Raw genomic sequence first — 25,882 nt, 5'->3', positions numbered from 1 at the left:
CCATGCTGACATAGTCAGTTCCCCAAAGGAACTCACTAGGGGGCGTGCGTGCGTCAGGTGCCGAGGACGGTCTGGCTGCTGTCGGCCGGGATCTTCGCGAACATGGTGGTCTCCTTCACCTTCGTCTACCTGTTCGTCTATCTGACCGGCGAACGCGGCCTGGGCGTCGCCTCGGCCGGGCTGGTCGCGGGGGTCGGCGGGGTCGGGCTGATCGCGGGGAACTTCACCGGCGGCTGGTTCGGCGACCACGTCGGCCACCGCCGCACCCTGCTGGCCGCCTCGGTGGTGTCCGGCCTCGGGCTGCTCACCCTGACCGCGCTGCCCACCCCCGCCCTGCTGGTGGTGCTGCCGCTCTGCCAGTACGCCGCCGGGGCCGTCCGGGCCGCCAACTCGACCCTGGTGGCGGCCGCCGTCCCGCCCGGCGCGCGGCGCCAGGGCATCGCGGTGATGCGCTTCGCCGGGAACGCCGGCTTCACCGTCGGGCCACCGCTCGGGGCGCTGGTCGCCGCCCGGTTCTCGTACGGCTGGCTGTTCGTCGCCGACGGCGTCGGCACCCTGCTGTTCGCCGCGTACGCCGCCAAGGTGCTGAAGGCCGACCCGAGCCCGGCCGAGCGGGCCGCCGTGGCGGCCGGCGGCCCCGGCGTGTGGCGGTCGCTGCGGGACCGGCCCGCGCTGCTGGTGCTGCTGCCCGCGATCGTGCTGATCGACACCGTCTACCGGCAGCAGTACTCCACCCTGCCGGTCTTCCTGGCCGACCACGGCATCGGCACCGGCACCTACGGCGCGCTGATGGCGATCAACGGCGGCGTGATCCTCTGCCTGGAGCTGCCCGCCGCCGTGGCCTTGCGCCACCGGGCCCCGCTGCGGATCGTCGGCGGCGGCCTGCTGCTGGTCGGCCTCGGGTACGCGGCCCTGCTGCCGGGCGCCTTCCGCTGGGCCGCGGTGGCGATGATGGTGCTGCTCACCGCGGGCGAGATCCTCTACAAGACCCCGGCCACCGCGTACGTGGCGGACTGCGCGCCCGGTCACTTGCAGGGCCGGTTCCAGAGCCTGTACGCCGGGGCCTCGGTCAGCGGCACGGTGCTCGCCCCGGTGCTCGGCGGCGCCGTCTACCAGGCCGCGCCCGGGCTGCTCTGGCCGCTCTGCGCCGGGCTCGGCCTGCTCGCGGGCACCGCCGTCCTGCTGGCCGCCGCACCCGCGCGCGGACGGAGCCGGGCCGGGCTGCCGGGCGGCGCGGCCGCCTGAGCCGCTGACGCCCGGTCAGCGGGCGGGCGGCGGGCTGACCTGCCCGGTGTCCCTATAGTTGCGGGATGGCACGCACCGTACGCACCGTATCCAAGACCACCTCGTTCGACCTGACCGCCGCCGAGCGCTCCGCTCTGGAAGGGCTGGCGCAGCGGCCCACCGCGATGGGGATGCGGGCCAAGATCGTGCTCGCCTCCGCCGGGCAGGGCAAGGCCGCGAAGCCGGTCCCGGTGGACACCGTGCTGACCGAGCTGAACGCCTCCCGCGACTCGATCAACAAGTGGCGCAAGCGCTTCCTGACCGAGCGCCTGGCCGGGCTCTCCGAGGAACTCAGGTCCGGCGGTCCGCGCACCATGACGGACGAGCAGATCGCCAAGGTGATCGCCGAGACGCTGGGCCGCAAGCCCCGACTCGGCACCCAGTGGTCGGCCCGTGAGCTGGCCGAGCGGGCCGGGGTCTCGCAGCAGACCGTGACCAAGGTCTGGCGCGCCTTCGACCTGGCCCCGCAGCGCACCGAGGCGGTCACGCTGGCCACCGACCCGCTCGCGCTGGACCGCGCCCACGACCTGGTCGGCCTCTACCTCGCCCCGCCGGAGCGGGCCCTGGTGGTCTGCGTGGACGAGAACCGGCACAGCGCCACCGGCTACGCGGGCAACCCCGACCGGGGCCTGGCCGAGGTGCTCGAACTGACCGACGGTCAGGTGGTCGGCTCGCTGCACCGCCGGCACCGGGCGGTGGAGTTCCGCAAGTTCCTGGACGACCTGGACGCCGCCGTCCCGGCCGGCCTCCAGGTCCACCTGATCTGCGACAGCTACGCCACCCACAAGGCGCCGACGGTGAAGAACTGGCTGCTCGCCCACCCGCGCTTCCAGCTGCACTTCACCGGCACCGGCCCGGCCTGGACCGAGCTGGCCGCCCGCTGGCTCGCCGCAGTACGCAGCACCGACACGGCGCTGGCGCAGCAGGTGCGGGACTGGACCGGCACGCTCGGCGCGCCGGAGGAGGCGGCGGAGGCGGAGTCCTTCGCCTGGACCAAGGACACCACGGCGATCCGGCAGGCTCTGGGCGGCTGACGTCGCTCACTTCACCAGCCACCCGTCGCGGGTGGTGAGGGTGCGCGCGTACGGACCGTCCGGGCCGGTGCTGTGGTAGGTCTCGACCGAGCCGCCGGTGCGGACGGTCGCGTCGCCGTCGTGCCGGTGGGCGGTCGGGGCGTAGCTGTGGTCCACCGTGCTCCGGCGGCCGTCCTCGACCGCGGTGCGCTGCAGGCCGAGCACCATCTCGGTGCGCTGGTCGGAGCTGCCCGCGGCGGCCGTGTACCGGTAGCGGACGTCCAGCGGCGCGCTCTCCCGGACCGAGTCGGTGACCGGCCGGCCGCCGCCCCGGCGGGTGCTGACGGTGCTCTGGTCGGTGCGGTTGTGCAGCGTCAGGTCGGCGCCGCCGTCCCGCAGTTGCTGGCCGGAGCGGAAGGTCCGGTCGCTGCTGACCGTGCTGCCGACCCGGCCGTGCGAGGTCTGCACCCACCCCTCGGCCAGGTCGTGCCGGGCCGCGGTGACCGTCCAGTCGCCGCTGCCGTCGCCGAGGTCGGTGAGCTCGGTGCGCACGGTCGCCTCGGCGGCGACCTGGTGCCGGGTCAGGGCGCCGGAGGTCCTGGCGCTGCCGTGGTCGACGGTGGCGAACAGGTTGAGCTGGCCGGTCCAGGCGTCGTTGCTCTGCCGCTCGGCCGCGTTGACGGTCAGTGAGACGGTGTGCGGGCGGCCGTCCAGCAGCAGGCCGACGTACGGGGTCAGGTCGACCTGGTAGGCGGGCAGGTCGAAGGCGAAGATGCCCGGGGTGGGCCGCCAGAGCAGTGGGTCCCAGCCGCCGGTGTAGATCACCGGGTACGGCCAGACCGCCCCGGCCGTCCGGCCGTCCACGGCCAGCCGCAGCTCCCGGAACGGGCCCTGGCCGCAGTACCCCCGGCCCGGGTTGGCCCGGACGAACTCCTCCGGCGCGGAGGCGTAGGCGAACTCCTCGCAGGCGCCGCCGCCGCGTGCGTACACCTCCGCGGTCAGCCGCTCCAGGTTGCGCGGGAAGGTGAACTCCCGGGCGCTGCCCGGGTGCGCCTGGTCGAGGGTGAAGCCGCCGCCGGTGAGCACCCGGTCGGCGGTGCGGGCGGCCGGCCAGCGCTCCGAGGCGGTGTAGAAGGTGAAGGTCGCGGAGATCACGAAGACGCCGGTGTAGGTGGCGTCGGTGACGTTGGCCAGGTCGAACTCGAAGGGCTGAGCACCCGTCAGCACCGGTGCGTACCGGGTCACGTCGCGCTCCACCCGCCACTCGATGCCGTCCTGGGAGGGCTCCGGCGTGGACGACATCAGCATCTCGACCCCGCCCACCCGGACGGTGAACAGCCGGTCGAACTGCCGCCCGGCGACGCTGCCGTGCAGGTCGAGGACCACCTTGGACCAGGGCCCGGCGCAGTCGGCCGGCGGGGTGAGCGAGCCGTTGTACGGGGTGTCGGCCGGGCTGCCGTAACCGTTCCTGAAGGCCCGCTCGTGCATCACCTCGACCGTGCAGGACCGGGTGTCCGGCCTGGTCAGCGGCTGCGCGGCGGAGACCGGGTCCTGGTAGTCGGTACCGAAGTCGGCGTGCGCGGGGCCGCCTCCGGCCAGGACGGCCGCGAGGGCCAGTACGGCGGCGCCGAGGGCACGGGCCGCTCGGCGCAGTACGGGACGGGCGGACAACGCGGCCTCCGGGGCTGGGGGTTCCGACAGTGCTCGGCATCCTCCCGACACTGAACTGAACCTGTCAATAGCGCCACTGGCCTCCGGGAATCAACGGATCGGGCGCCGGGTTGTCGCCAACTGCCCGGCCCCGGCCGGTACTCGGCCACCTGACGCACCGAAAGTGGAACCGCCATGCCCAGCACCACCACCCGCGCCACCGAGATCCTCGCCCGCCCGTTCACCCTGGGCGGTCTGACGGTGCGGAACCGGATCGCGATGGCCCCGATGACCCGGGGGTTCTCCCCCGCCGGCGTGCCCGGCGAGGACGTCGCCGCGTACTACGCCCGCCGGGCGGCCGGTGGGGTCGGCCTGATCATCACCGAGGGCACCTACGTGGACCACCCCTCGGCGGGCACCCGGGCCGACGTCCCGCGGTTCCACGGCGAGCGGGCGCTGGCCGGCTGGGCCGGGGTGGCGGACGCGGTGCACCGCGCGGGCGGGAAGATCGTGCCGCAGCTCTGGCACGTCGGGATGGCCCGGGCGGCCGGTGCGCCGCCCGTCCCGGCGGCGCCGCGGATCGGCCCCTCCGGCATCCCGCTGGAGGGCACCGAGGCCGGGCACCCGATGACCGGTCAGGACCTGGACGACGTGATCGCGGCCTTCGCGGCCGGGGCCGCCGCCGCCCAGGCGCACGGCTTCGACGGCATCGAGATCCACGGCGCCCACGGCTACCTGGTCGACCAGTTCCTCTGGGAGCGCACCAACCGGCGTACCGACGGCTACGGCGGCGACCCGGCCTCCCGGGCCCGGTTCGCCGCCGAGCTGGTGGCGGCCTGCCGCGCGGTGGTGGCGCCCGGCTTCCCGATCCTGTTCCGGATGTCCCAGTGGAAGTCCGGCGACTTCGACGCGAAGCTCGGCCGCACGCCGGAGGAGCTCGCCGCGGTGCTCGCCCCGCTGGTCGAGGCCGGGGTGGACGCCTTCCACGCCTCCACCCGGCGGTACTGGCTGCCCGAGTTCGACGGCTCTGACCTCAACCTGGCGGGCTGGGTGAAGAAGCTCACCGGCCGCCCCGCCGTCAGCGTCGGCTCGGTCGGTCTGGACACCGAGTTCACCAAGGCGTTCCAGGGCCACGGCAGCGGCCTCGCCGACATCGACGGGCTGCTGGACCGCATGGAGCGGGACGAGTTCGACCTGATCGCGGTGGGTCGGGCGCTGCTCGCCGACCCGGAGTGGGCCGCGAAGATCCTCGACGGCCGCACCGGGGAGCTGACCGCCTTCACCGCCCAGGCCCTCCGGACTCTCTCCTGACGACCGGTCAGCGCTGCTGGCAGCGCGGGCACCAGAAGAGGTTGCGGGCGGCGTGGTTCTCCGTCCGCACCTCGGTGCCGCAGACCAGGCAGGGCAGCGCGGCCCGCCGGTAGACGTAGACCTCGCCGCCGTGGTCGTCCACCCGGGGCGGCCGCCCCATCGCCTCGGGGGTGTGCTCCGGGCGGACGGTGTCGATCCGGCCGATGCCCGCGCCCTCGTGCATCAGGGTCACCAGGTCGGCCCAGATCGCCGCCCACTCGGCCCGGGTCAGCTCCCGGCCCGGGCGGTGCGGGTCGATGCCGAGCCGGAACAGCACCTCGGCCCGGTACACGTTGCCGACGCCCGCCAGCACCTTCTGGTCCATCAGCAGGGCGGCGATCGTGGTCCGGCTCCGGGAGATCCGCTCCCAGGCCGGGCCCGGGTCGCTGCCGGGGCGCAGCGGGTCGGGCCCGAGCCGGGCGTGGATCGCCGACTTCTCTGCCCCGGTGAGCAGTTCGCAGGTGTTCGGGCCGCGCAGGTCGGCGTACGACTCCTCGCTCTCCAGCCGGAGCCGGATCAGCCCGACCGGGGCGGGGGCCGGGCCCGTGCCGAAGCTGAAGCCGCCGTAGAGACCGAGGTGGATGTGCAGCCAGGCACCGGCCTCGAAGCCGAGGAACAGGTGCTTGCCGTGCGCCTCGGCCTCGGCGAGCACCTGACCGTCGACCAGGGCGGCACCCTCGGCGAACCGGCCCTGCGGGCTGGAGACCCGGAGCGGGCGGTGCGCGAACGCCTTCGCGTTCTCGGCGGCGAGGCGGTGGATGATGTGGCCCTCGGGCAAGGCTGCTCCCCCTTGGAGATCCGGCTACCCGACCATCATCGCAGGTCGGACCGACAGTCCGGCCGGCTCAGCGGCCCGCCAGCCGGCCCGCTATCACCTGGTCCAGGGCCGCCGCGGTGCTCGGGACGTCGAGGTGCGAGTTGTCGATGATCGGCAGCCCGGAGTTGTACCAGCCGGCCATCCGGCCGTGGATCCGGGCCACCTCCTCGTCGCTCAGGCGACGGGTGCCGCTCCGGCGGGCGTTCCTGGCCAGCACCGAGTCGAGGCCGGGCAGCAGTACCACCGGGATCATGCCGGGGCCGATGTGCCGCTTCCAGCCGCCCAGGCCGACGGCCGGCAGGTCGGGGAAGACCGCGTCGTCGATGATGCAGGAGATGCCGTTGGCCAGGTAGTTCCGGCAGGCGAAGCCGCAGGTGCGGCGGGCCAGCCGGTACTGCGCCTCGGAGGCGTTGTTCCAGCCGGACTGCGGGTTGGCGAAGCCGGCCTGCACCCACTCCCGGACGTCGTCCAGGCTGATGTGCGCGGTCGCGGTCGGGCGGCGCTCGGCCCAGTGCCTGGCCACCGTGGTCTTGCCCGCCCCGGCGGGGCCGATCAACAGCACCGCGACGGTGAGGGCGGGGGCCTGCGGCGGCGGCAGCTGCACCGGCGCGCCGGTCGGCAGGGCGAAGTGACCGGTGGCGGCCTGCGGCGGGTACGGCGGCCGGGCCGGATAACCCGGCGGCACCTGACCTCCCCCTGCGTGCGTCACTGAGCACCTCCCGACGGGGACACTACACGTCGGCCCGGTGGCGGGCACAGCCCGCCACCGGCCAAATGATCAGTACCGCTGACCGGTCGTCAGCCCGCGCTGAGCTGCTCGGCGAGCGCCCGGAGCGCCAACTCGTAGCTGCCGATCCCGAATCCGGCAATGGTCCCGGAGGCCACCGAGGCGATCACCGAGTTGTGCCGGAAGGTCTCCCGGGCGTACGGGTTGGAGATGTGCACCTCGATCAGCGGCGCGGTCCGCTGCGCGGCGGCGTCCCGCATCCCGTACGAGTAGTGCGTGAAGGCTCCCGGGTTGATCACCACGGGGGTCTTCTCGTCGGCGGCCCAGTGCAGCCACTCGATCATCTGCTGCTCGGAGTTGGTCTCCTTGACCTCCACCTCGAAGCCGAGCTCCTTGCCGAGCGCGGTGCAGCGCTCGACCAGCCCGGCGTACGAGGTGGCGCCGTAGACGTCCGGCTCCCGGCTGCCCAGCCGGCCCAGGTTGGGGCCGTTCAGCACCAGGACCCGGCTCACGCGGAGACCTCCGCGTAGGCGGCCACCAGGGCCGTCGGGTCGGGGCCCTCCAGCACCGAGGTCTTGGCCAGACCGTCCAGTACGACGAAGCGCAGCAGGTCGCCGCGCGACTTCTTGTCGATCTTCATGGCGTCCAGCAGCTTCGGCCAGGCGTCCGCCCGGTAGGTCAGCGGCAGACCGACCGAGCCGAGCACCGCGCGGTGCCGGTCGGCCGTCTCGTCGTCCAACCGCCCGGCCAGCCGGCCGAGTTCGGCGGCGAACACCATGCCGATGGAGATCGCCGCGCCGTGCCGCCACTTGTACCGCTCGTTGCGCTCGATCGCGTGGCCCAGGGTGTGGCCGTAGTTCAGGATCTCCCGGAGGCCGTTCTCCTTGAGGTCGCCGGAGACCACGTCCGCCTTGACCTGGATCGCCCGGCGGATCAGCTCCACCGTGTGCGGCCCGGCCGGCGTCTTCGCGCCCTCCGGGTCCGCCTCGATCAGGTCCAGGATCACCGGGTCGGCGATGAAGCCGCACTTGATCACCTCGGCCAGGCCGGAGACGTAGTCGTGCTTCGGCACGGTCTCCAGGGTGGCCAGGTCGGCCAGCACGCCCACCGGCGGGTGGAAGGCGCCGACCATGTTCTTGCCCTCGGCGATGTTGATGCCGGTCTTGCCGCCGACCGCCGCGTCCACCATGCCGAGCAGCGTGGTGGGCATCGCCACCCAGCGCACCCCGCGCAGCCAGGTGGCCGCCACGAAGCCGGCCAGGTCGGTGGTGGCGCCGCCGCCCAGGCCGACGATCACGTCGCTGCGGGTGAAGCCGGTCTGCCCGAGCACCGACCAGCAGTACGCGGCCACCTCGGCGCTCTTCGCCTCCTCGGCGTTCGGCACCTGCAGCAGGATCGCGTCGTAGCCCTCGGCGGCCAGGTCCTCCCGGATCGCCTCGCCGGTGGCCTCCAGCGCCTCGGGGTGGACGATCGCCACCCGCTTGGCCCGGGTGCCGATCAACCGGCCCAGCTCGCCGAGCAGCTGACGGCCGATCAGCACGTCGTACGGGTCGTGCCCGGCACTGCCGCCGACGTGAATGGTGACGGTGTCGCTCATGCTGTCTTCAACTCCAGTGCTTCCAGTACGGCGTCCGCGACCTGCTCCGGCGAACGGCCCTCGGTGGCCACCACCGCGGCGGCCACCTCCAGGTACAGCGGGCGGCGGGCCTCCATCAGCTCGCGCCAGGCCGCCCGGGGGTTCACCGCGAGCAGCGGGCGCGGGGCATCCAGGCCGACCCGCTTGACCGCGTCGCCGAGCGCCACCTCCAGGAACACCACCGGGAGGCCGCGCAGCAGCTCCCGGGTCGGCTCCGCCAGCACGGCACCGCCGCCGAGCGCGAGCACGCCCTCGTGCGCGGTGGCGGCCGCCTCGACGGCGCGCACCTCCAGCGCCCGGAAGTGCGGCTCGCCCTCGTCGATGAAGATCTCCGGGATCGGCTTGCCCGCGAGCTGCTCGATGTCCTGGTCGGTGTCCCGGAAGGCGACGTCCAGCCGCTCGGCCAGCAGCCGGCCGACCGTGCTCTTGCCGGCCCCGGGCGGGCCGACCAGCACGACGAGCGGTGCGGTCATCGGACGATCAGGTTGTCGAGGTAGCCCTGCACGTTGCGGCGGGTCTCGGAGACGTTGTCGCCACCGAACTTCTCCGCCACCGCGTCGGCCAGCACCAGGGCCACCATCGCCTCGGCGACGATGCCCGCGGCCGGCACGGCGCAGACGTCCGAGCGCTGGTGGTGCGCCTTGGCGACCTCGCCGGTGCGGACGTCCACGGTCTGCAGCGCGCGCGGCACGGTCGCGATCGGCTTCATCGCCGCCCGCACCCGGAGCAGCTCACCGGTGGACAGGCCGCCCTCGGTGCCGCCGGAGCGGCCGGAGGTCCGCTTGATGCCCTCGGCACTCGGCACGATCTCGTCGTGCGCCTGCGAGCCGGGCACCCGGGCCAGCTCGAAGCCGTCGCCGACCTCGACGCCCTTGATCGCCTGAATGCCCATCAGCGCGGCGGCCAGCCGGGAGTCCAGCCGGCGGTCCCAGTGCACGTGCGAGCCGAGGCCCACCGGCACGCCGTACGCCAGCACCTCGACCACGCCGCCCAGGGTGTCGCCGTCCTTGTGGGCCTGGTCGATCTCGGCGATCATCGCCTTCGACGCGTCCGGGTCCAGGCAGCGCACCGGGTCCTCGTCGAGGCGGGCCTCGTCCGAGGGCAGCGGCAGCACGCCGGCCGGGGCCTTGGCGGCGGCCAGCTCGACCACGTGCGAGACGATCTCGATGCCGCAGGTCGCCTTGAGGTAGGAGCGGGCCACCGCGCCGAGCGCGACCCGGGCCGCGGTCTCCCGGGCGGAGGCGCGCTCCAGGATCGGGCGGGCCTCGTCGATCGAGTACTTCTGCATCCCGGCCAGGTCGGCGTGGCCGGGGCGCGGGCGGGTCAGCGCCTCGTTCCTGGCCAGGCCCGCGAGGATCTCCGGGTCGACCGGGTCGGCCGACATGACCTGCTCCCACTTCGGCCACTCGGTGTTGCCGACCATCACGGCGACCGGGGAACCCATGGTCTCGCCGTGCCGGACGCCGCCGAGGAAGGTGACCTCGTCCTGTTCGAACTTCATCCGGGCGCCGCGGCCGTAACCGAGCCGCCGTCGGGCCAGCGCGTCGGCGACCAGCTCGGTGGTCACCGGCACTCCGGCCGGCAGGCCCTCCAGCGTCGCGACCAGTGCGGGGCCGTGCGACTCCCCCGCCGTGAGCCAGCGCAACGTACCCAACGGGAGCTCCTTCGTCAGCGGCCGGAAGGCCGGGCGTTCGTTCCCCACGATCCTTTCACGTCCCGGGAGCCATCGGGCGCACGGTCCGCGTTGCGGACATGATCGGTCCGAACAGTGTCAGCTCGGGTCGGCCAGCGCGGCCTCGCCCGCCGCCCGCATCGCGGCCAGCGGCCCCTCGGCCACGCCGGTGAAGTACTCGAACTGGAGCACCGCCTGATGCACCAACAGGTCGAGTCCGCCCAGCACGGTGGCACCCTTCCCCTCGACGGCCGCCACCAGGGCGGTCGGCCACGGGTGGTAGAGCACGTCGAACAGCGCGCCGGGCGCGCCGGGGATCGCCGGGGCGAACGCGTCGGTGGCGCCGGCCGGGGTGGTCGACACGGTCAGCGGCGCGGCCAGCGCCTGCGCGCCGTCCGCCCAGTCGGCGGTCCGCAGCTTCAGACCGAGCCGCTCGCCCAGCTCGCGCATCTCGGCGGCCCGCTCGACGCTGCGCACGTAGACGGTGACCTCGCCGGTGCAGACCTGGGCCAGTGCGGCCAGCGCCGAGGAGGCAGTGGCGCCCGCGCCGAGCACCGAGGCCGCCTCGACCGAGTCGATCCCGCGCTCGCGCAGCGCGTTCACCAGCCCGGGCACGTCGGTGTTGTCCCCACGCCGCCGGCCGTCCGCGCCGAACACCACCGTGTTCACCGCGTCCACGCTCAGCGCGGTCGGGCTGACCTCGTCCAGCAGCGGGAGGATCGCCCGCTTCAGCGGCATGGTCAGCGACAGCCCGGCCCACTCCGCCGGGTCGAGACCGGCGACGAAGCCGGGCAGCCCGGCCTCGTCCACCTCGTGCCGCCCGTACTGCCAGTGCGTCAGCCCGAGCGCCGCGTACCCGGCCCGGTGCAGCACCGGGGAGAGCGAGTGCGCGATCGGCGAGCCGAGCACGGCCGCCCGGTGGCGACTGGTCACAGTCATGCCGTTCTCCTGTCGGCCCGGACTACTTGCAGTGCCCGCGGCCCTTGTCGAAGCCCTGGTTGTGCGCGGTGCAGTTCTCCTCGACGTTCTTCAGGTGCTCCGCGTAGGAGTCCGTGAAACGGGTCTCCGTCGGCGACATCGCGATGAAGAACGCCACGTTGCCCGGGGTCGGGTTGAGCACGGCCTTGAGCGCGTCCTCCCCCGGGTTGGAGATCGGGGTGGGCGGCAGGCCCGTGTTCACGTAGGTGTTGAACTTGGTCGACCCGTCGTCGATCTCCTTCGAGGTCAGCTTGGTGCGTCCCAGGAAGTACTGCAGCGTGGTGTCCATGCCCAGCTTGTGCTGGGTGACGTCGGTGTTCAGCCGGTTGCTGATGACCCGGGCCATCTTGCCGAAGTCCGCCGAGTTGTTGCCCTCGGCCTGCAGGATGCTGGCCGCGATCAGCACGTCGTAGCCGCTCTTCAGACCGGCCTTCTGCGCCCCTGCGTCCAGGTTGAGCGCCTGGTAGTGCTGGATGGCGTTGGCGACCATCTGCTTGAGCAGGTCCTCCGGCTTCATGCCCTGGCTGATCGAGTACTTGGTCGGGAACAGGAAGCCCTCGATCTTGCCGTTCGCGTACGGCGGCAGCCCGAGGGCGGCGACCTGGGCACTCGCCACGCCGGCGGTGGTGCCCTTGGCGAGCTTGAGCTTGTCGTCGATCATGCCGTAGGTGACCGCGGCGGTCTTGCCCTCGGGCACGATCAGCGCGTCCCCGCCTGCCGAGTCGACCAGCAGCTTCACGGCCTCGTCGCCGGACATCTGGTGGTGCATGGTGAAGAAGCCAGGCTGGATCGTGCCCGCCTTGGGGTTCCTGGTGAAGGCCGAGGTGAAGGCTTCGACGCTCTTCACCACACCGGCGGCCACCAGTGTCCTGCCCATCTGCTCGCCGGGGCCCGGCTTGATCTCGACCTGCACCGTGCCCGCACCCGCGCCGGAGAAGTCCGGCGGCGGCCCGAAGTGGTCCTGGTAGAAGCCGTAACCCCACCAGCCGGCCCCGCTCACGCCGCCGAGCAGCACCAGCGCGACCACCAGGCAGGCGCCGCGGTTGCGGCGGCCGGACTTCTTGCCCTTCTCCTTGCGGTTGCGCTCGGCCGAGCGGGAGTCGTCCTGGCCGCCGAAGAAGGAATCCTGCTCCGGCTCCTGGTTCGCCTCGGGCTCGTCGTCCGCCCACGGCTCCGGCTCGGGCTCGACGACTGCGGGCCGGGCCTGCGGCGCGTCCAGCGCGGCGGCCTCGGCCTCCCAGTCGATACCGTCCGGGCCGGGACCGGCGGGCTGCGGCGCGGCCGGCTGCGGGGGCTGGTTGTAGCCGTGCTGCGGCATCGTGCGGCGCGGCTGCTGCGGCTGCTGGGGCGGCTGCTGCACGTACTGCGGCGGCTGCTGCTGTTGCGGCTGGCCGTACTGCGGCTGCTGGGGTTGCTGCGGGTAACCCGGCTGCTGCGGCTGGCCGTAGCCGCCGTACTGACCCTGCTGCGGGTAACCGGGCTGCTGGGGCTGCACGTACTGCGGTTGCTGCGGTTGCTGCGGCTGGCCGTACTGGGGCTGCTGCGGTTGCTGCTGCGGGAACCCCTGCTGGCCACCGCCGTACTGGTCCTGGGCGTACTGCGGCTGCTGCCACTGGTCGCCCGGGCCGGGATCGCCCGGCTGCCAAGGCCGCGTGCCCTGGGGCTGGTAGCCCCCGCCCAGATCAGTCATGGATCCCCTTAAGCCGATCCGGCAAGACGTCTCGAACCGGCGTGCTAGCGCAACGCCTGGAGGGAGACGTTACCGTACCGCAGGGTTCACTCCGGCGGGCCCCGACGGACGGTCAGCGCCCGTCCGCGCTGGGTGAGGAGGAGCGCGCGGCCTGCCGGGCGTTGAACTCGGCGACGTTCCGCTGGTGCTGGTCGAAGCTGTCGGTGAAGCGGGTGTCGCCCGGCCCTACGGTCACGAAGTACAGCCAGTCCCCCTCGGCCGGGTGCGTGGCGGCCTGGAGCGCGTCCCGCCCGGGGTTGGCGATCGGGGTCGGCGGCAGGCCCTGGTGCAGGTAGGTGTTGAACGGCGAGTCGAGCTTGGTGTCGCCCGCCGTGGTGGTCAGGGTCGACCGGTTCAGCGCGTAGTTGATGGTCGAGTCGAACTGCAGCGGCATCGACTTCTGCAGCCGGTTGTAGACCACCCTGGCCACCTTGGCCATGTCCTCGGGGTTGTCCGCCTCCCCCTGCACCAGGCTGGCCAGGGTGAGGATCTCGTACGGGCTGCGGCCGTACGCGTCGGCCGCCTCCGCCAGCCCGTCGGCGGTCTGCCGCTTGGCCGCCTGAGCCACCATCAGCTGGAGCAGCATCAGCGGGGTGGTCTCGCCGGTGACCGGGTAGGTGGCGGGGAAGAGGTAGCCCTCCGGGTTGCCCCGGGCCGCGTCCGGCAGGCCCAGCGCCCCGGCCTGCTGCCCGGCCACCCCCTTGGTGGTGCCCTCCACGAGCCCGAGCTTCTGGTCGATCGCGGCGTAGACCTGCTCGGCCCGGCGGCCCTCGGGGATGGTCAGCGCGTTGGCGTTGGCCGGGTCCAGCAGCACGTTCAGCGCGGAGACGGCCGCCATCCGCAGCCGAAGCGTGTACGTGCCCGGCTGGATCCGGGTGCCCGCCGGACTCTTGGCCGCCGCCTCGGTGAAGGCCCGGACACTGGCCACCACACCCTCCTTCTGCAGGGTCTGGCCGATCTGGGTCAGCGTCGCACCCTGGACCACCGAGACCTGCACGCTGCCGGTGCCCACCCCGGCGAAGTCCGCCGCCCTCTCCTGGCCGGACGGCCAGAGCAGGAAGGCCGCCAGCGCCGCCAGGCCGAGCACCCCGACCACGGCCAGCACGCTGAGGCAGCAGGCCAGGCCGCTGCGCAGCCGACGCGGATCGGGCGGTTCGATCCCCGGCGCGTGTCCCGGCGGCAGCCCCTCGGGCTCGGCCACCGGCGCACCGAGGTGACCGGGCGTCAGTCCCGGGGTCAGACCGGGTGCGGTGTACGGATCGGTCATGGCCTCGTCCCCTCCGAATGCGGAACGGGGCACCCGCGGAGTTCCGCAGGTGCCCCGTCCGGGACGCTAGACCAGAATGATCAGCTGACCGGCTCGACGCTCTCACCGGGAGCGCGACCACTCACCCGTTCGGTCTCAAGGGCGCTCTGCAGGATCACCACGGCGGCTGCCTGGTCGATCACCGAGCGGCCCTTCTTCGAGTTCCGGCCGGAGGCCCGCATGGCCTGGGCGGCGGTGACCGTGGTCATCCGCTCGTCCACCAGACGGACCGTCACCGGGTAGACCAGCATGGCCAGCCGGCCCGCGTACTCGCGGACCTTGGCGGCGGCCGGGCCCTCCTTGCCACTCAGCGAGCGGGGCAGGCCGACCACCACCTCGACGGCGTCGTACTCCTCGACGATCGCCTTGATCCTGGCCTGCGAGCGGCCGCCCGCCGGGACCGTCTCCACCGGGGTGGCGATCAGCCCGTCGGGGTCGCAGGACGCGACCCCGATCCGGGCGTCGCCGACGTCCACGGCGATCCGGCGGCCCCGGCGGAAGACCTTCTCCTCCTGAGCCTCCATCAGACGGCGCGCTCGGCGACCAGACCGCGGACGGCGGCGATCGCCTCGTCGACGGCGGCGGGGTTGGTGCCGCCGCCCTGGGCGACGTCGTCCTTGCCGCCACCGCCGCCACCGAGGGTCTTGGCGGCGACCTTGACCAGCTCACCGGCCTTGACGCCACGGGCGCGGGCGTCCTCGTTGGTGGCGATCACGGTCACCGGCCGGCCGCCCGCCACCGTGAAGACGGCGACCACGGCCGGGCGCGAGCCGAGCCGGGCCCGCACGTCGAGGACCAGCTTGCGCAGGTCGTCGGCACCGGTGCCGTCGGCGACCCGGGCGGCCACCACCGAGACGCCGTTGACGTCCTCGGCGCTCCCGGCCAGACCCGAGGCGAGCGCGAGCACCTTCTCCGCGCGGAAGCGCTCGATCTCCTTCTCGGCGTCCTTGAGCTTGGCGAGCATGCCCGAGATCTTCTCCGGCAACTCCTCCGGACGGCCCTTCACCAGCTCGGTCAGCTGGGCCACCACGGTGTGCTCCTTGGCCAGGAACCTGTACGCGTCGGCGCCCACCAGCGCCTCCACCCGGCGCACCCCGGCACCGATCGACGCCTCACCGAGCAGCTTCACCAGACCCAGCTGGGCGGTGTTGCCGACGTGCGTGCCACCGCAGAGCTCCTTGGAGAAGTCACCGATGGTCACCACCCGGACCGCGTCGCCGTACTTCTCGCCGAACATCGCGATGGCACCCGACTTGCGGGCCTGATCCATCGTCATCACCTCGGCGGTGACCTCCAGCTCACGGGTCAGCACGTCGTTGATCTTCTGCTCGACGTCCACCAGCACCGAGCCAGGCACAGCGCTGGGCGCGCCGAAGTCGAACCGGAACCGGCCCGGGGCGTTCTCCGACCCGGCCTGCGCGGCGGTCGGGCCGAGCGCGTCCCGCAGCGCCTGGTGGGTCAGGTGGGTGGCCGAGTGCGCGCGGGCGATCGCCCGGCGGCGGTCCAGGTCGATCTGGGTGAACGCCTGGGCGCCCAGCACGACCTCACCGACCACCACGCGGCCCTTGTGCACGACCACGCCGGGCACCGGCGCCTGCACGTCGCGGACCTCGACCACGGCGCCGGAGTCCAGCCGGATCCGGCCCTGGTCGGCCAGCTGGCCACCGCCCTCGGCGTAGAACGGGGTGCGGTCGAGCACCAGCTCGATGTCGTCACCCTCGTGCGCGGCCGGAGCCGACACACCGTCGACCAGCAGACCGACCACGGTGGCCTCGCCGTGCGACTCGGTGTAGCCGGTGAAGACGGTGGCACCCGAGCGGTCCGCCACCTCGCGGTAGGCGGAGACGTCGGCGTGGCCGTGCTTCTTCGCCCTGGCGTCGGCCTTGGCCCGGTCCCGCTGCTCCTTCATCAGACGGCGGAAACCGTCCTCGTCCACCGACAGGCCCTGCTCGGCGGCCATCTCCAGGGTGAGGTCGATCGGGAAGCCGTAGGTGTCGTGCAGCTGGAACGCCTTGGCACCGGCGATCACGGCCGAACCGGCGGACTTGGTCTCGGCGACCGCCGTGTCGAGCAGCAGGGTGCCGCTGCGCAGCGTCTCCAGGAAGGAGGCCTCCTCCCCGACGATGACGGCCTCGATCCGGGTCTTCTCGGTGAACAGCTCCGGGTACTGCGGGCCCATCGCGTCGATGGTGATGTCCGAGAGCACCTTGGCGACCGGCTCGGTGGCACCCAGCAGGCGCATGTTGCGGATCGCCCGGCGCAGGATCCGGCGCAGCACGTAGCCGCGGCCTTCGTTGCCGGGGGTGACGCCGTCGGAGACGAGCATGACGGAGGTGCGGATGTGGTCGGCGACCACGCGCAGTGAGATGTCGGATTTGGTGTCGGCGCCGTAGGTGTGGCCGGTGAGCTGGGCGGCGCGGTCCAGGATCATCCGGCTGGTGTCGATCTCGAAGAGGTTGTCGACGCCTTGGAGGATGGTGGCCAGGCGTTCCAGGCCCAGGCCGGTGTCGATGTTCTGGTTGGGGAGGTCGCCCAGGATGGGGAAGTCGTCCTTGCCGGAGCCGGCGCCGCGCTCGTACTGCATGAAGACCAGGTTCCAGATCTCCATGTAGCGCTCGCCGTTGACGGCGGGGCCGCCCTCCTCGCCGTAGGCGGGGCCGCGGTCGTAGTTGATCTCCGAGCAGGGGCCGCACGGGCCGGGGACGCCCATCGACCAGAAGTTGTCGGCCTTGCCCAGGCGCTGGATCCGCTCGGCCGGGACACCGATCTTGTCCCGCCAGATCGCCTCGGCCTCGTCGTCGTCCTGGTAGACGGTGATCCACAGCTTCTCCGGCTCCAGGCCGTAACCACCCTCCGCGACGGAGGAGGTCAGCAGCTCCCACGCATAGCTGATCGCCCCCTCCTTGAAGTAGTCGCCGAAGGAGAAGTTGCCGCACATCTGGAAGAAGGTGCCGTGCCGGGTGGTCTTCCCCACCTCCTCGATGTCCGGGGTCCGGACACACTTCTGCACGCTGGTCGCACGGCTGAAGGGCGGCTTGACCTCGCTGAGGAAGTACGGCTTGAACGGCACCATGCCGGCCGGGACCAGCAGCAGGGTGGGGTCGTCGGCGACCAGGGACGCCGACGGAACAACGGTGTGGCCGCGCTCCTCGAAGAAGCGCAGCCACCGGCGGCGGATCTCTGCCGACTCCATCATTGGTCCTTCCGGTTGGTGGTTCCGCCGGGCAGCTCGTCGAGCTGACGCGGCGTCGAATCAATGGCCTGGGGGGTCTTGCGATGCTTGCTGGGGCGCAGGGCGGCAGCCGGGGAGCCGGGTGCCGCCGAGATAGCTCGGTACTGCGGCTCGCCGCGGAGCGCCCGTCGCCGGGTCGGCTCGACCACGGCGGTGCCGTCCAGCCCGAGGTCGCCGCGCAGCTGCTCCTCACGCTCGGCCATCCCGGCCCGGACGTCGGCGGCGAACTGCTTGGCCGCGTCGCCCAGGTGCAGGGCGCCGCGCGCGGCGGTGCCGGACAGGCTGTCGGGAGTGAGCCGGTGCACGGCCTCGTTGGCCTTGTTCATGGCCCAGACGGTGGCGCCGGCGCCGACCGCCATCCAGAAGATGCGTCGCACCATGGTCAGCCCCTCACCGCTCGGCGGACCCGGCCCAGCAGTCCGCCACCACGCGGCGCGGTGGCCGCCCGGACCTCGGCCCGGATCAACCGGGCCAGTTCCTCGCGCTCGCCCGCCTGCTGGGGCACCGTCAGACCGGTCTGCTGGCGGCTGACCGCCTTGCGGACCCCGTAGCTGAACGCGGCCACCTTCACCAGCGGTCCCCCGATGGTGGCGGCGACGGTGGACGACAGCGCGTTGGCGTTGGCCGCGGCGTCCTGCACGTTGGCGGTGATCTCGTCGACCCGCTCCAACTGCTCGTTCGCACTGCGGACGGCGGCCCCCGCGTCGGTCAGCAGCGGCACGGCCTGCTCGGTCACGGCGGCGACCAGCACGGTCGCCTCCCGCAGCACCTTCGAGAGCCGCACCAGCACCACGGCGAGCAGGGTGACCAGGACCGCCCAGAACACGGCCACCAACAGGCCGGCCAGCTCTCCCACGGACACCTTGCGCGCTCCCTACTTGCCACGTATCTCAGACTCGAACCCTATCGCGCTCCGCAACGAGTTACTCGCACCCCTGGCCAGCACAGCAAGTTGCCCCACCAACGGCTCGGGGGCTGCCCTTTTGGCAGGCGCTCGGGGCTGCACCATAGGCAGGCGCTCAGCCGTCTACTACCCAGGGGCTCGGGGAACTGCGAGGAGATCTGGCGTGCGGGTCACTGCGAAAGTCCCTGACCACCCACGCGACGATCACCTTGCAAGGGCCGGCGTCGCAGTTCCCCGAGCCCCTGACTCTCCCGAAGCACCTGCAAAAAGCTGAACACCTGCCGGAGGCCGGGCCTGAGTAACCTACCGGCGGTCACCTCGTTGGGCGGGATGGCTCGTAGGTCGCGAGCCCTGGTCTCACGGGGGCGACGGAAGTGTTCAGTGCGACAGACCGGCTGCCCGCGGACCTGACCAGCTTCGTCGGCCGCGAGGCCGAACTCGCGGGTCTGGCGGGCCTGTTGCCGGCCGGTCGGCTGGTCACCGTGACCGGCCCGGGCGGGGTCGGCAAGACCCGGCTGGCGCTGCGCGCGGCCGCTGCGGCGGCGAGCCGCTTCGCGGACGGCGTCCGACTGGTCGAGGTGGGTGCGGTCCAGGACCCGCTGCTGCTCGGGCACGCCGTGCTGGAGGCGCTCCGGCTGACCGACTCGACCGCCCGGCCGCCGACCGACGTGCTGGTCGAGCAGCTGGCCGACCGTGAGCTGCTGATCGTGCTGGACGGCTGCGAGCACCTGGTGGAGCCCTGCGCCGAGCTGGTGGCGACCCTGTTGCGGGCCGCGCCCGGGCTGCGGGTGCTGGCCACCAGCCGGGAGACCCTGCGGGTGCCGGGCGAGCACCGGATGCCGATCGCCCCGCTGCCGGTCACCGCCCCGGACGGGACCCCCGCCGAGGCGGTCCGGCTGTTCGCGGACCGGGCCGTCGCGGTACTGCCGGGCTTCGAGCTGACCGACCGCAACCTGGCCGAGGTCACCCGGCTCTGCCGGCGGCTGGACGGCATCCCGCTGGCCGTGGAGCTGGCCGCCGGCCGGCTGCGGGCGCTCTCCGTCGAGCAGATCGCGCTCCGCCTGAACGACCGGTTCCGGCTGCTCACCGGCGGCGACCGGGCCACCCCCGAACGGCACCAGACGCTGCGCACCACGATCGGCTGGAGCCATGAGCTCTGCACACCGAAGGAACGTTTAACCTGGGCCCGGCTCTCGGTCTTCGCCGGCAGCTTCGACCTGGAGTCCGCCGAGTACGTCTGCGTCGGCGAGGGCCTGGCCGCCGACGAACTCCTGGACCTGATCGGCGAGTTGATCGGCAAGTCGGTCCTGCTCCGGGAGGACGGCGAACTCGGCGTCCGGTACCGGCTGCTGGACACCCTGCGCGAGTACGGCGCCCAGTGGCTGCGCGCCACCGGTGAGGAGTACCGGCTGCGCTGCCGGCACCGCGACTGGTACCTCGGGGTGGCCAGCTGGGGCGAGATCGAGTGGTTCGGCCCGCGCCAGCAGGAGACCGCCGAGCGGACCCGGCTGGCCCACCCCAACCTGCGGACCGCACTGGAGTTCTGCCTGGCCGAGCCCGGCGAGGAGCAGCTCGCGCTGCTGCTGGCGGGCACGCTCTGGTTCTACTGGGTCGGCTCCGGCCACCTGGGCGAGGGCCGGCACTGGCTGGACCGGGCGCTCGCACTGGCCCCCGAGCCGACCGAGGCCCGGGCCAAGGCGCTCTGGGTCACCGGGTACATGGCCACCCTGCAGGGCGACCTGACCCGGGCCAGGCCCGCGCTGGCGGAGTGTCACCGGCAGGCCCTGGAGACCGGCGACGACCGGGCGCTGGCCTACGCCGTGCACCGGCAGGGCTGCGCCGCCCTGATCGGGGACGAACTCGGCCGGGCCACTCGGCTGTTCGAGGACGCGCTGTGGCACTACGACGCGATCGGCGAGCTGAACAGCAACGTGGTGATGGCGATGTTCGAGCTCGGCGTCGCCTACCTGTTCCAGGGCGAGACCGCGAGCGGCATGCGCTGGCTGGAGCGGGTCAGGGAGACCTGCGAGGAGCACGGCGAACAGTGGGCGTACGCCTACGGGCTCTACGCGATGGCGTTCTCCAGCTGGACCGGCGGCGAGCTGCGCACCGCCCGGGCGCACGCCCGGGAGTGCGTGCGGCTCAACCACCTGTTCCGGGACCTGCTCGGGGTGGTGCTGGCACTGGACATGCTCGCGGTGCTGGAGACCGAGGGGCCTGCCCCCGACCTGTACGAGGCCCGGGTGCTGCAGGGCGCGGCGCACCGGATCTGGCGGGCCGTCGGGAAGCCGTTCTTCGGCTCCACCTCGTTCAACGGCCCGTACCGGACCTGCGAGGAGCGGACCGGGGAGGGGCTGACCGAGCAGGAGTTCGCCGAGGCGTTCGCGCTGGGCGCCGCGCTCGACCTGGACCAGGCGGCCGCCCGGGTGCTGGGCCGGGAGTCGGTGGAGACCCCCAGGAACGGGCCGAGCCCCGCGGCCGAAAGGCCACGGGGCTCGGTACCGACTGCGGGTCAGCGCGAGTAGTACTCGACGACCAGCTGCTCGTCGCAGATCACGGGGACCTCACGACGCTGCGGGGCACGGTCCAGGCGGAACGCCAGGGCGCGGAGGTTGACCTCGAGGTACTTCGGGGTCTGACCCTCACCCGCGTAGCCACCCTCACGGGCGACCTGGAACGGGACCTTCTCCTTGCTACGCTCACGCACGGTGACGACGTAGCCCGGCTTCAGCTGGAACGACGGCTTGTTGACCTTGCCACCGTTGACCTCGATGTGGCCGTGAACGACCATCTGGCGGGCCTGGTAGATGGTGCGGGCGATGCCCGAACGCAGCACCAGCGAGTCGAGGCGGACCTCGAGCTCGGCGATCAGCGCGTCACCGGTCTTGCCCTCGGCCTTCTTCGCGCGGTCGAACGCGCGGGCCATCTGCTTCTCGCTGAGGTCGTACTGCGCGCGCAGACGCTGCTTCTCGGTCAGACGGACCTTGTAGTCAGAGTTCTGCTTGCGGCCACGGCCGTGCTGGCCGGGCGGGTACGGACGGGCCTCGAAGTACTTGACGGACTTCGGGGTCAGCGGAATGCCCAGGGCACGGGCAATCTTGACCTTGGGGCGCTTCTGGTTCGCCATGAACCAAACCTTCCTTGCGAATGAATACGGCTGCACCAGGTGTTGATGGAGGTCGCTTCTCGCGACCAGGAGAAAAACCACTCCGAAGGGTGATCAGCCGCTCTCCTGGCCGGGCACATCCGTGCTTGCACACGTGCGGCCCATCGCCGGGAAGGTGATGGGCTGCCCGCGACACCGAAAACGGTGCGCAACGCTCCAGGAGACCCCCCTGCGAGAGGGAGTCTCGGGCCACTGCCCCGCTGGTGCGGACGGTCGGTGGGCTCACGCTCACCGCCGTACCCGGGACAAGGCACTTCGGGACAGCATACAGGTTTACCGATCGCCCTTGAGTCGGGCCCTGGTCCACTCCACGGTGTCCGCGTACCTGGCCTCGCCGCCGCGCCTGGTCGGCCGGTAGTACTCCTTGCCGTGCACCGCGTCCGGCGCGTACTGCTGGCCGGCGATGCCCTCGGGCAGGTCGTGCGGGTACTGGTACCCCTGGGCGTGGCCGAGCTTGGCCGCGCCCTTGTAGTGCCCGTCCCGCAGATGCGGCGGCACCGGGCCGGCCAGCCCCTGCCGGACGTCCTCCAGCGCCGCGTCGATCGCCAGGTAGGCCGCGTTCGACTTGGGGGCCAGCGCCAGCGCGATGGCGGCCTGGGACAGGATGATCCGGGCTTCCGGGAAGCCGATCAGGGCCACCGCCTGGGCCGCCGCGACGGCCGTCTGGAGGGCCGTCGGATCGGCCAGCCCGACGTCCTCGCTGGCCGAGATCATCAGCCGCCGGGCGATGAACCGCGGGTCCTCGCCCGCCTCGATCATCCGGGCCAGGTAGTGCAGGGTGGCGTCAACGTCGCTGCCCCGGATCGACTTGATCAGGGCGCTGGCCACGTCGTAGTGCTGGTCGCCGTCCTTGTCGTAGCGGACCGCCGCCTGGTTCACCGCCGTCTCGGTGGTGGCCAGCGAGATGGTCTCCTCGCCCTTCTCCAGCGCCGCCCCGGCCGCCGCCTCCAGCGTGGTGAGCGAGCGGCGGGCGTCTCCCCCGGCCAGCCGGACCAGGTGGTCCTCCGCCTCCTGGCTGAGCGTCAACCGCCCGCCCAGACCACGCTCGTCGACCACCGCGCGGTGCAGCAGCAGCCGGATGTCCTCGTCGGTCAGCGACTCCAGCGTGAGCAGCAGCGAGCGGGACAGCAGCGGGGAGATCACCGAGAAGTACGGATTCTCCGTGGTGGCCGCGATCAGGGTGACCCAGCGGTTCTCCACGGCGGGCAGCAGCGAGTCCTGCTGGGCCTTGGAGAAGCGGTGGATCTCGTCCAGGAACAGCACCGTCTCCCGGCCGCTCATCCCGACCGCCCGCCGGGCGCCCTCGATCACCGCCCGGACCTCCTTGACCCCGGCGGTGATCGCGGAGAGCTCCACGAACCGGCCCTCGACGGCCTGGCTGATCACGTGCGCCAGCGTGGTCTTGCCCGTCCCGGGCGGCCCCCAGAGGATCACCGAACTGGTCGCGGCCGGGCCTCGGGTACTGGTCACCAACCGCCGCAGCGGCGACCCGTCCTTCAGCAGCTGCCGCTGCCCGGCCACCTCGTCCAGGGTGCGCGGGCGCATCCGTACGGCCAGCGGGGCCCGCCCGGGCTCCTGGCTCTGGCGTTCCTCGGCGGCTGCGGTGAAGAGGTCCGGTTCCACGCCTGAAGGGTATGCCAGCGCGCCGACAGCGCTACTTCCGCAGCCGCTCCGCGTGGTCGGGCACGTACTTCTGCAGGTCGCGCGGCGGCCGCTGGTAGCCCCGGGAGGACGGCCGGGGCGGCAGCTCCACGGCGGGCAGGCTGACCTCGTGGTACGGCAGTGTGGAGAGCAGGTGGGCGATCATGTTGATCCGGGCCCGCCGCTTGTCGTCGCTCTCCACCACGTTCCAGGGCGACTCCGGGATGTCGGTGTAGACGAACATCTCGTCCTTGGCCCGGGAGTAGTCCTCCCAACGCGAGATCGACTCGGTGTCCATCGGCGAGAGCTTCCAGCGCCGCAGCGGGTCCTCCAGCCGGTCCCGGAACCGCCGCTCCTGCTCGGTGTCGCTGACCGAGAACCAGTACTTGCGCAGCTCGATGCCCGCCTCGATCAGCATCCGCTCGAAGGTCGGGGCCTGGTGCAGGAACTGCCAGTACTCCTCCGGGGTGCAGAACCCCATCACCTTCTCCACCCCGGCGCGGTTGTACCAGCTCCGGTCGAACAGCACGATCTCGCCGGCGGCGGGCAGCTGCTCCACGTAGCGCTGGAAGTACCACTGCCCGCGCTGACGCTCCGTCGGGACGGGCAGTGCGGCGATCCGGGCGACCCGGGGGTTGAGGTACTCGGTCACCCGCTTGATCGCGCCGCCCTTGCCGGCGGCGTCCCGGCCCTCGAAGAGCACCACCAGGCGGACCCCCTCCGCCCTGACCCACTCCTGGAGCTTCACCAACTCGCTCTGCAGACGGAGCAGCTCCTTCTCGTACGGCTTCTTCGGGAGTCGCTTCCTGCCGTCCGCCGCCATCGGGCCCTCCAGTCACGGGTGCTGATGAGCACTCACGCTACGGCCGATCAACCGCGCCCGCAGGTCGGCGCGGTCCGGCACCGGGAGACCCCTGTACTGCCGGTGCCGAAACCCCGCCGATGAGTGGACCACCCTGCCGCAGCCCCGGCCCACGGGTCCAATTCCCCGTTCCATAACCTGTGGGCATGGACATCGACACCCGGTTGCTGCGCTCCTTCGCCGTGGTCTGCGAGGAGGGCCAGCTCACCGCGGCGGCGGCCCGGCTGTCCGTCTCCCAGCCGACCCTGACCAAGCAGATCCGGCAGCTGGAGGCCCAGCTCGGGGTCCAGCTGTTCGAACGCACCCGGGTCGGCGTCACCCCCACCCCGGCCGCCGAGGCCCTGGCCGCCCACACGGCGGCCGTCCTGGCCGGCTGGGACGGCGCGGTCCGGGCCGCCCGGCAGGCCGCCACCGAGGCCGAGGGCCTGCTCCGGGTCGGCTTCGAGGGCAGCACCATCAACCTGGTCGGCCTGGCCACCATGGCCGAGTTCGGCCGGCGGATGCCCGGCTGGCAGGTCCGGATGCGGCAGAACAACTGGTTCGACGTCAGCTCCGGCCTCGCCACCGGCGAGATCGACCTCGCCCTCTGGCACGCCCCCGCCGACCTCGGCCCCGAGTACGCCGCTGCCCGGCTGGCCGTGGTCGACCGGATCGCCGTGCTCTCCTCCGAACACCCGCTGGCCGCCCACCAGGTCCTGGACATCCGGGACGTACTGGCCGAACCCTTCGTCGCGATCCCCGCCGAGGCCGGTTTCTGGCGCGACTACTGGCTGGGCGCCGCCGAACGCGACGGCCGCCCGGCCCGGATCGGTGCCGTCGCCCACAACGCCGACGAATGGCTGGCCGCCGTCGCCTGCGGCCAGGGCATCGGCTTCGCCCCCGAAGCCATGCGCCGCCTCGCCTCCCGCCCCGACGTCGCCTACCGCAACGTCACCGGCCTCAGCCCCAGCCACGTCGGCCTCCACTGGCTCCGCGAACGTCCCCTCACCCCGGCCATGACCGCCTTCATCGACGCCTGCCGCGAAACCGTCCACCTCTAGGTTTCTGCGCGGCGCTCAGCCAGCTACGGTCCAGGGGCTCGGGGCCCAGCTGATGTGCGGCTCCGCCGCGCGGGCGACGCCGACCTTTTGCAGACGGCTCGGCATCTACGGTCAGGGGCTCGGGGAACTGCGAGGCCGACCTCGGAACAGGTGATCCGTGCATAGCTGGGTAGGCACTTTCGCAGTGACCCGAACACCAGATCTCCTCGCCCACGCGGCGGAGCCGCACAACAGCAGAGCCCCGAGCCCCTGGACAGTGCAACCGAGCGCCCTGCAAAAGGTTCAGACCGCGCTGAACGGCTCCGCATACCGACAGAGCCCCCGAGGACTGCCGTCGTAGGCGGGCAACGCGAGGGCCTGGAAGTACTCCCCCGACACGTCGAACGGCCCCGTGAGCCCGTGCCGTGCCGCCGGGACGAAGCCGAAGCGGCCGTAGTAGTCGGGGTCACCGAGCACCACCACCAGCTTCTCGCCGGCCTCGACCGCCGCAGCGAGGGCCGCCCGCACCAGCAGGACGCCCACCCCCTTGCGCTGCCACTCCGGCGCGACCGCGACCGGCGCCAGCGCCAGCGCCGTCGCGTCGCCGACCTCCAGCCGGGTCAACAGCGCGTGCCCGACGATGAGTTCGCGTTCGTCCACGGCGACCAGCGACAGCGCAGGCAGCCAACTGCCGTCCCGCCGCAGGGCGTCCACCAGGTCGGCCTCGTCCGGTCCGGGGAAGGCGGCCATGTGCACCCGACGGGTCGCGGGTGCGTCCGAGGGGTGCTCAACTCTGGTGCTGACGTTCATGGTTGATCCTTCCACGCCTTTGTGGACGAGATGATACGAGGGCCCCGGCCGGTGCAAACCTCGCACCGAACCGGGGCCCTGATCGT

At 72.6% G+C, this 25,882-nt stretch carries 24 protein-coding genes; 6 read left to right on the top strand and 18 right to left on the bottom strand.

Annotated elements, in window-relative coordinates; genetic code table 11:
• The first annotated feature begins 48 nt into the window (after positions 1 to 48).
• The gene (locus tag OHV05_RS30140; protein WP_405020472.1) at positions 49 to 1,245 is read left to right on the top strand and encodes an MFS transporter; all 1,197 of its coding nucleotides are present in this window, start codon (positions 49 to 51) and stop codon (positions 1,243 to 1,245) included.
• Between the two features lie 65 nt (positions 1,246 to 1,310).
• Positions 1,311 to 2,318, top strand: coding sequence for a helix-turn-helix domain-containing protein (locus OHV05_RS30135; RefSeq protein ID WP_405020471.1), 1,008 nt, complete (start codon positions 1,311 to 1,313; stop codon positions 2,316 to 2,318).
• A gap of 6 nt (positions 2,319 to 2,324) precedes the next feature.
• Here the strand turns inward: OHV05_RS30135 and OHV05_RS30130 are convergent, their stop codons facing one another.
• Positions 2,325 to 3,968, bottom strand: coding sequence for a peptide-N4-asparagine amidase (locus tag OHV05_RS30130; RefSeq protein WP_405020470.1), 1,644 nt, complete (start codon positions 3,966 to 3,968; stop codon positions 2,325 to 2,327).
• Between the two features lie 174 nt (positions 3,969 to 4,142).
• Between OHV05_RS30130 and OHV05_RS30125 the strand changes: the two genes are divergently transcribed.
• Positions 4,143 to 5,258: an NADH:flavin oxidoreductase gene (locus OHV05_RS30125; protein ID WP_405020469.1), complete on the top strand. Its 1,116-nt coding sequence runs from the start codon at positions 4,143 to 4,145 to the stop codon at positions 5,256 to 5,258.
• A gap of 7 nt (positions 5,259 to 5,265) precedes the next feature.
• Here OHV05_RS30125 and OHV05_RS30120 read toward each other — a convergent pair whose 3' ends face one another.
• The 8 genes from OHV05_RS30120 to mltG (OHV05_RS30085) all read right to left on the bottom strand — a co-directional run bounded on the left by OHV05_RS30120 (position 5,266) and on the right by mltG (OHV05_RS30085) (position 12,445).
• A complete protein-coding gene (locus OHV05_RS30120) occupies positions 5,266 to 6,075 on the bottom strand; it encodes an Fpg/Nei family DNA glycosylase (RefSeq protein WP_405020468.1) in 810 nt (269 codons plus the stop codon).
• 67 nt (positions 6,076 to 6,142) lie between these two features.
• A complete protein-coding gene (locus tag OHV05_RS30115; protein WP_405020467.1) occupies positions 6,143 to 6,871 on the bottom strand; it encodes an AAA family ATPase in 729 nt (242 codons plus the stop codon).
• A gap of 41 nt (positions 6,872 to 6,912) precedes the next feature.
• Positions 6,913 to 7,353: a type II 3-dehydroquinate dehydratase gene (gene aroQ / locus OHV05_RS30110; RefSeq protein WP_405020466.1), complete on the bottom strand. Its 441-nt coding sequence runs from the start codon at positions 7,351 to 7,353 to the stop codon at positions 6,913 to 6,915.
• Positions 7,350 to 8,438 carry a 3-dehydroquinate synthase gene (gene aroB, locus OHV05_RS30105; RefSeq protein ID WP_405020465.1) on the bottom strand — a complete coding sequence of 363 codons (1,089 nt, stop codon included), beginning with the start codon at positions 8,436 to 8,438 and terminating at the stop codon, positions 7,350 to 7,352. The genes aroQ and aroB overlap by 4 nt, the downstream gene beginning before the upstream one ends.
• Positions 8,435 to 8,950 (bottom strand): shikimate kinase, encoded by a 516-nt coding sequence (locus OHV05_RS30100; protein ID WP_403031496.1) that lies wholly within the window; start codon positions 8,948 to 8,950, stop codon positions 8,435 to 8,437. Before OHV05_RS30100 ends, aroB begins: the two co-directional genes overlap by 4 nt.
• On the bottom strand, positions 8,947 to 10,131 hold the full coding sequence (gene aroC, locus OHV05_RS30095) for a chorismate synthase (RefSeq protein WP_405020464.1): 1,185 nt from the start codon (positions 10,129 to 10,131) through the stop codon (positions 8,947 to 8,949). The genes OHV05_RS30100 and aroC overlap by 4 nt, the downstream gene beginning before the upstream one ends.
• Positions 10,132 to 10,248: 117 nt before the next feature.
• Entirely contained in the window at positions 10,249 to 11,088 is an 840-nt protein-coding gene (locus OHV05_RS30090) for a shikimate dehydrogenase (protein WP_405020463.1), read from the bottom strand.
• 22 nt (positions 11,089 to 11,110) lie between these two features.
• A complete protein-coding gene (gene mltG, locus OHV05_RS30085; protein WP_405020462.1) occupies positions 11,111 to 12,445 on the bottom strand; it encodes an endolytic transglycosylase MltG in 1,335 nt (444 codons plus the stop codon).
• Here mltG (OHV05_RS30085) and OHV05_RS30080 point away from each other — a divergent pair.
• Complete coding sequence (locus OHV05_RS30080; RefSeq protein WP_405020461.1) at positions 12,434 to 12,829, top strand: hypothetical protein; 396 nt, start codon at positions 12,434 to 12,436, stop codon at positions 12,827 to 12,829. The genes mltG (OHV05_RS30085) and OHV05_RS30080 overlap by 12 nt on opposite strands.
• Before the next feature lie 100 nt (positions 12,830 to 12,929).
• Here OHV05_RS30080 and mltG (OHV05_RS30075) read toward each other — a convergent pair whose 3' ends face one another.
• The 5 genes from mltG (OHV05_RS30075) to OHV05_RS30055 form a co-directional block, all read right to left on the bottom strand.
• Complete coding sequence (mltG, locus tag OHV05_RS30075; RefSeq protein ID WP_405020460.1) at positions 12,930 to 14,123, bottom strand: endolytic transglycosylase MltG; 1,194 nt, start codon at positions 14,121 to 14,123, stop codon at positions 12,930 to 12,932.
• Positions 14,124 to 14,203: 80 nt separating this feature from the next.
• Positions 14,204 to 14,686, bottom strand: coding sequence for a Holliday junction resolvase RuvX (ruvX, locus tag OHV05_RS30070; RefSeq protein ID WP_405020459.1), 483 nt, complete (start codon positions 14,684 to 14,686; stop codon positions 14,204 to 14,206).
• The gene (gene alaS / locus OHV05_RS30065; RefSeq protein ID WP_405020458.1) at positions 14,686 to 17,355 is read right to left on the bottom strand and encodes an alanine--tRNA ligase; all 2,670 of its coding nucleotides are present in this window, start codon (positions 17,353 to 17,355) and stop codon (positions 14,686 to 14,688) included. Before alaS ends, ruvX begins: the two co-directional genes overlap by 1 nt.
• Positions 17,355 to 17,774, bottom strand: coding sequence for a DUF6167 family protein (locus OHV05_RS30060; protein ID WP_405020457.1), 420 nt, complete (start codon positions 17,772 to 17,774; stop codon positions 17,355 to 17,357). The genes alaS and OHV05_RS30060 overlap by 1 nt, the downstream gene beginning before the upstream one ends.
• Before the next feature lie 2 nt (positions 17,775 to 17,776).
• A complete protein-coding gene (locus OHV05_RS30055) occupies positions 17,777 to 18,256 on the bottom strand; it encodes a DUF948 domain-containing protein (protein WP_405020456.1) in 480 nt (159 codons plus the stop codon).
• Positions 18,257 to 18,672: 416 nt separating this feature from the next.
• Between OHV05_RS30055 and OHV05_RS30050 the strand changes: the two genes are divergently transcribed.
• Positions 18,673 to 20,823, top strand: a complete 2,151-nt coding sequence (locus OHV05_RS30050) for an ATP-binding protein (protein ID WP_405020455.1) — start codon at positions 18,673 to 18,675, stop codon at positions 20,821 to 20,823.
• On the opposite strand, the gene rpsD is transcribed toward OHV05_RS30050, so the two are convergent.
• From rpsD to ppk2, 3 genes are all read right to left on the bottom strand, one after another.
• A complete protein-coding gene (gene rpsD / locus OHV05_RS30045; RefSeq protein ID WP_184911720.1) occupies positions 20,811 to 21,425 on the bottom strand; it encodes a 30S ribosomal protein S4 in 615 nt (204 codons plus the stop codon). The two genes, OHV05_RS30050 and rpsD, sit on opposite strands and share 13 nt — an antisense overlap.
• A gap of 312 nt (positions 21,426 to 21,737) precedes the next feature.
• On the bottom strand, positions 21,738 to 23,087 hold the full coding sequence (locus OHV05_RS30040) for a replication-associated recombination protein A (RefSeq protein ID WP_405020454.1): 1,350 nt from the start codon (positions 23,085 to 23,087) through the stop codon (positions 21,738 to 21,740).
• 31 nt (positions 23,088 to 23,118) lie between these two features.
• Positions 23,119 to 23,928, bottom strand: coding sequence for a polyphosphate kinase 2 (gene ppk2 / locus OHV05_RS30035; RefSeq protein ID WP_405020453.1), 810 nt, complete (start codon positions 23,926 to 23,928; stop codon positions 23,119 to 23,121).
• Positions 23,929 to 24,113: 185 nt separating this feature from the next.
• Here ppk2 and OHV05_RS30030 point away from each other — a divergent pair, with 185 nt between their 5' ends.
• The gene (locus OHV05_RS30030; protein ID WP_405020452.1) at positions 24,114 to 25,007 is read left to right on the top strand and encodes a LysR family transcriptional regulator; all 894 of its coding nucleotides are present in this window, start codon (positions 24,114 to 24,116) and stop codon (positions 25,005 to 25,007) included.
• 282 nt (positions 25,008 to 25,289) lie between these two features.
• Here OHV05_RS30030 and OHV05_RS30025 read toward each other — a convergent pair whose 3' ends face one another.
• Positions 25,290 to 25,796, bottom strand: a complete 507-nt coding sequence (locus tag OHV05_RS30025; RefSeq protein ID WP_403031534.1) for a GNAT family N-acetyltransferase — start codon at positions 25,794 to 25,796, stop codon at positions 25,290 to 25,292.
• Between the last annotated feature and the right edge of the window lie 86 nt (positions 25,797 to 25,882).

The sequence above is a fragment of the Kitasatospora sp. NBC_00070 genome, from assembly GCF_045041205.1.
GTDB lineage: Bacteria > Actinomycetota > Actinomycetes > Streptomycetales > Streptomycetaceae > Kitasatospora.
Note: the sequence above shows the minus strand (reverse complement) of the source record. Positions and strands in the feature narration are given on the sequence as shown.

Excerpts from the sequence above, each read along its gene's own strand:
- OHV05_RS30135 (WP_405020471.1), top strand. The coding sequence starts at position 1,311 with ATGGCACGCACCGTACGCACCGTATCCAAGACCACCTCGTTCGACCTG.
- OHV05_RS30125 (WP_405020469.1), top strand. The coding sequence starts at position 4,143 with ATGCCCAGCACCACCACCCGCGCCACCGAGATCCTCGCCCGCCCGTTC.
- aroB (WP_405020465.1), bottom strand. The coding sequence starts at position 8,438 with ATGAGCGACACCGTCACCATTCACGTCGGCGGCAGTGCCGGGCACGAC.
- OHV05_RS30100 (WP_403031496.1), bottom strand. The coding sequence starts at position 8,950 with ATGACCGCACCGCTCGTCGTGCTGGTCGGCCCGCCCGGGGCCGGCAAG.
- OHV05_RS30090 (WP_405020463.1), bottom strand. The coding sequence starts at position 11,088 with ATGACTGTGACCAGTCGCCACCGGGCGGCCGTGCTCGGCTCGCCGATC.
- mltG (WP_405020462.1), bottom strand. The coding sequence starts at position 12,445 with ATGCCGCAGCACGGCTACAACCAGCCCCCGCAGCCGGCCGCGCCGCAG.
- mltG (WP_405020460.1), bottom strand. The coding sequence starts at position 14,123 with ATGACCGATCCGTACACCGCACCCGGTCTGACCCCGGGACTGACGCCC.
- ruvX (WP_405020459.1), bottom strand. The coding sequence starts at position 14,686 with ATGGAGGCTCAGGAGGAGAAGGTCTTCCGCCGGGGCCGCCGGATCGCC.
- alaS (WP_405020458.1), bottom strand. The coding sequence starts at position 17,355 with ATGGAGTCGGCAGAGATCCGCCGCCGGTGGCTGCGCTTCTTCGAGGAG.
- OHV05_RS30060 (WP_405020457.1), bottom strand. The coding sequence starts at position 17,774 with ATGGTGCGACGCATCTTCTGGATGGCGGTCGGCGCCGGCGCCACCGTC.
- rpsD (WP_184911720.1), bottom strand. The coding sequence starts at position 21,425 with ATGGCGAACCAGAAGCGCCCCAAGGTCAAGATTGCCCGTGCCCTGGGC.
- ppk2 (WP_405020453.1), bottom strand. The coding sequence starts at position 23,928 with ATGGCGGCGGACGGCAGGAAGCGACTCCCGAAGAAGCCGTACGAGAAG.
- OHV05_RS30030 (WP_405020452.1), top strand. The coding sequence starts at position 24,114 with ATGGACATCGACACCCGGTTGCTGCGCTCCTTCGCCGTGGTCTGCGAG.
- OHV05_RS30025 (WP_403031534.1), bottom strand. The coding sequence starts at position 25,796 with ATGAACGTCAGCACCAGAGTTGAGCACCCCTCGGACGCACCCGCGACC.